Genomic DNA, 3,501 nt, shown 5'->3' with positions numbered 1-3,501 from the left:
AGCCGAAGAACATCTGCACGAGGTTGTCGGCGGTCACCAGCATCAGCATGGCGAAGGTGAACAGCGAGAGATAGGCGAAGAAGCGCGGCTGGTCCGGGTCCTCGTCCATATAGCCCCAGCTATAGAGGTGGACGAGCGCCGAGACGGTGGTGATGACCACCAGCATCACCGCGGTCAGCGTGTCGACCCGCAATGCCCAGTCGACTGCCAGATCGCCCGAATGCATCCAGGTCAGAACCGGGACAACAGTCGCCTCATAGGTGCCGCCGACAAAACCGAGGAAGATCGGCCAGCTCAACGCGCAGCTCACGAACAGTGCGCCGGTCGTGAGCGATTTGGCGAAAACGCTCGGCGCGGCCTTGTTGGTCAGCCCGGCGACGATCGCCGCGAGCAGCGGCAGGAATACGATGAAAAGGATCGGATGCACCGGAGCTTATCCCTTCAGCCGGTCGACATCGTCGACCGCGATGGTCCCGCGGCCGCGGAAGTAGATGACAAGGATGGCTAGTCCGACGGCGGCTTCACCCGCAGCGACGGTCAGCACGAACATCGCGAAGACCTGCCCCACGAGATCGCCAAGAAAAGCGCTGAACGCCACAAGGTTGATATTCACCGCCAGCAGGATCAGCTCGATCGCCATCAGGATGACGATGATGTTCTTCCGGTTGAGGAAGATGCCGAGCACGCCGAGCACGAACAGGATCGCACTAACGACGACGTAATGTTCGATACCGATCACAGCTCGACCCCCTTGCCGATCGTCGGCTGCTTCATGACGGTTGCCTCGTCAGGTTTGCGGCGAACCTGCTTGCCGATGTCCTGCTGTCCGCGCGCACCATCGGGGCGCTGGCGATGGGTCAGCACGATCGCACCAACCATGGCAACGAGCAGGATCACGCCCGCAGCCTCGAACAGGAAAAGGTAATCGCGATAAAGCACCGCACCGATACTCTCGATATTGGCGCGATCGGCCAGCGGGGCGGCAACCCCGCTCGGCGTACCAAGCTCAAGTGCGCCCGCCCGATATGCGCCGATACCCAGGACCAGTTCCGCCAGCAGCACCAATGCGATGGCGATGCCCAGCGGGAAATTCTTCACGAAACCCGCCCGCATTTCGGAGAAATCGATGTCGAGCATCATCACGACGAACAGGAACAACACCGCGACCGCGCCGACGTAGACGATCACCAGCAGCGCCGCGATAAATTCGGCACCGACGAGGACCATCAGCCCGGCGGCATTGAAGAAAGCCAGAATCAACCACAGCACCGAATGGACCGGGTTGCGCGCCATGATGACCATGACGGCGCTGCCGATCACAAGCGTGGCGAAGAGATAGAAAGCAAGGGTCTGGATCACAGCGACGGCCCCCTATCGATACGGCGCATCGGCTTCAAGGTTCGCAGCGATAGCGCGCTCCCACTTGTCACCATTGGCGAGCAACTTGGCCTTGTCGTAAAGCAGCTCCTCGCGCGTTTCGGTCGCATATTCGAAGTTCGGCCCTTCGACGATCGCATCGACCGGGCAGGCTTCCTGGCAAAAACCGCAGTAGATGCACTTGGTCATATCGATGTCGTAGCGCGTAGTGCGGCGGCTGCCGTCCTCGCGCGGTTCAGACTCGATGGTGATTGCCTGCGCCGGGCAAATCGCTTCGCACAGCTTGCAGGCAATGCAGCGTTCTTCACCGTTGGGATAACGACGCAACGCGTGTTCGCCGCGAAAGCGCGGGCTGATCGGGTTCTTTTCGAACGGGTAGTTGATCGTCGCCTTGGGCTTGAAGAAGTACTTCAGCGTGAGGGCATGTGCCTTCACGAACTCCCACAGGGTGAACGATTTGATGAGGTGCGCGACGGTCATGCGACTTGGCCCCCAAAATGACCGGTAGCCATCAGATAGCCACTTACGAGTACGACGAAGAACAGGCTCAGCGGCAGGAAGACCTTCCAGCCCAGGCGCATCAGCTGGTCGTAGCGATAACGCGGGACAGTAGCCTTCACCCAACTGAAGATGAAGAAGAAGAACAGGATCTTGGCGAACAGCCAGAAGACCGCAGTCAGGCCTTCGGTGAAGAAGAAACTGTAGAGGATCGGGATGTCGAGCGGCGGCAACCAGCCACCCCAGAACAGGATAGCATTGAGCGCGCACATCAGGATGACGTTGGCGTATTCACCGAGCCAGAACAGCGCGAAACTCATCGAGGAGTATTCGGTCTGGTAACCGGCGACGAGTTCGCTCTCCGCTTCGGTCAGGTCGAACGGGGCGCGTGCGGTTTCGGCCAATGCGCTGATCAGGAACATAACCCACAGCGGGAACAACAGCGGATTAAACACGAAGCCATTGACCAGGCCAAGGACGTGGCCCTGTTGCGCCAGGATGATACCGTTCATGTTGAACGTGCCCGCCCACAGCACCACGCAGATCAGGATGAAGCCGATCGAGACTTCGTAGCTAATCATCTGCGCCGCAGCGCGCATGGCGGAGAAGAACGGGTACTTCGAGTTGGAGGCCCAGCCCGACATGACCACGCCGTAGACGCCCAGCGAGCTGATCGCGAGGATGTAGAGCAGGCCGATATTGATGTCCGCCAGCACCGCAACCGGCCCGAACGGGACCACCGCCCAGGCGAGCAGTGCCACCGTGAAGGTGATGATCGGCGCAATCAGGAAGATACCCTTGTTCGCGGCCGTCGGGATGATGGTTTCCTGCAGGAAGACCTTGAGCCCGTCGGCAAAGGACTGCAGCAGGCCGAAGGGGCCCACCACGTTGGGGCCCTTTCGCAATGCCATGGCCGCCCAAATCTTGCGGTCGACGTAGATGATCATCGCGACCGCCAGCATCAGCGGCAAGGCAATCAGCAGGATGCCCGAGACCGTGGCAATGAACCACGCCCACTCATAGGTCATCCCGAAGTTCTGGAAGAATTCGGTCATTCCGCAGCCTCCGCCAGGGCGCCGCCGTGGAGCAGTTCTGCCGAGCAACGCTGCATCACCTCGCTGGCGCGGGCGATCGGGTTGGTGAGGTAGAAATCCTTGATCGGATAGGCCGAGATGACGCCTTCTGCCTTAGCCTTTGCATCGGCCTTGGGCAGCGCGCCGTAGTTCGAGAGCCCTTCCTCGCCAAGCGCCGGGACTTCCTTGATCATCGCCGCCTGGAGCTGTGCGAAACTGTCGAAGCCGACCGATACGCCCAGCGCATCGGCGAGCGCGCGCAGGATCGTCCAGTCTTCACGCGCATCGCCCGGTGCAAAGACTGCCTTCTCGGCGAATTGCACACGGCCTTCGGTGTTGACGTAGGTCCCGTCCTTTTCGGCGTAGCTCGCGCCCGGCAGCACGATGTCTGCCGCATGCGCACCCTTGTCGCCATGGTGGCCGATGTAGACCTTGATCGCATCGGCAAAGGGCTCGAAATCCATTTCGTCCGCACCGAGGCTGATGACAACCTTGGGCTTGGCCGCCACGATATCCTTCATGCCGCCTTTCTGGGCGAAGCCGAGCATCAGCC

Annotated in this window: 5 protein-coding genes and 1 pseudogene; all 6 read right to left on the bottom strand. The window is 60.6% G+C overall.

Going from position 1 to position 3,501, the window contains the following annotated elements; genetic code table 11:
• Nucleotides 1-427: pseudogene (locus tag AAFM29_RS16775) on the bottom strand (NADH-quinone oxidoreductase subunit L); the annotation flags it as partial.
• A gap of 6 nt (nucleotides 428-433) precedes the next feature.
• On the bottom strand, nucleotides 434-739 hold the full coding sequence (nuoK, locus tag AAFM29_RS16770) for an NADH-quinone oxidoreductase subunit NuoK (RefSeq protein WP_173214727.1): 306 nt from the start codon (nucleotides 737-739) through the stop codon (nucleotides 434-436).
• Nucleotides 736-1,359 carry an NADH-quinone oxidoreductase subunit J gene (locus tag AAFM29_RS16765; protein ID WP_341713890.1) on the bottom strand — a complete coding sequence of 208 codons (624 nt, stop codon included), beginning with the start codon at nucleotides 1,357-1,359 and terminating at the stop codon, nucleotides 736-738. The genes nuoK and AAFM29_RS16765 overlap by 4 nt, the downstream gene beginning before the upstream one ends.
• 12 nt (nucleotides 1,360-1,371) lie before the next feature.
• Entirely contained in the window at nucleotides 1,372-1,857 is a 486-nt protein-coding gene (gene nuoI, locus AAFM29_RS16760) for an NADH-quinone oxidoreductase subunit NuoI (RefSeq protein WP_341713889.1), read from the bottom strand.
• A complete protein-coding gene (nuoH, locus tag AAFM29_RS16755; RefSeq protein WP_341713888.1) occupies nucleotides 1,854-2,930 on the bottom strand; it encodes an NADH-quinone oxidoreductase subunit NuoH in 1,077 nt (358 codons plus the stop codon). The genes nuoI and nuoH overlap by 4 nt, the downstream gene beginning before the upstream one ends.
• Nucleotides 2,927-3,501: molybdopterin-dependent oxidoreductase (locus AAFM29_RS16750; RefSeq protein ID WP_341713887.1), on the bottom strand; the 575-nt coding region annotated here is incomplete at its 5' end. The genes nuoH and AAFM29_RS16750, both read right to left, overlap by 4 nt.

This window comes from Erythrobacter sp. (assembly GCF_038133525.1).
Taxonomy (GTDB): Bacteria; Pseudomonadota; Alphaproteobacteria; order Sphingomonadales; family Sphingomonadaceae; genus Qipengyuania.
This window is presented reverse-complemented; position numbering and strand designations above follow the sequence as displayed.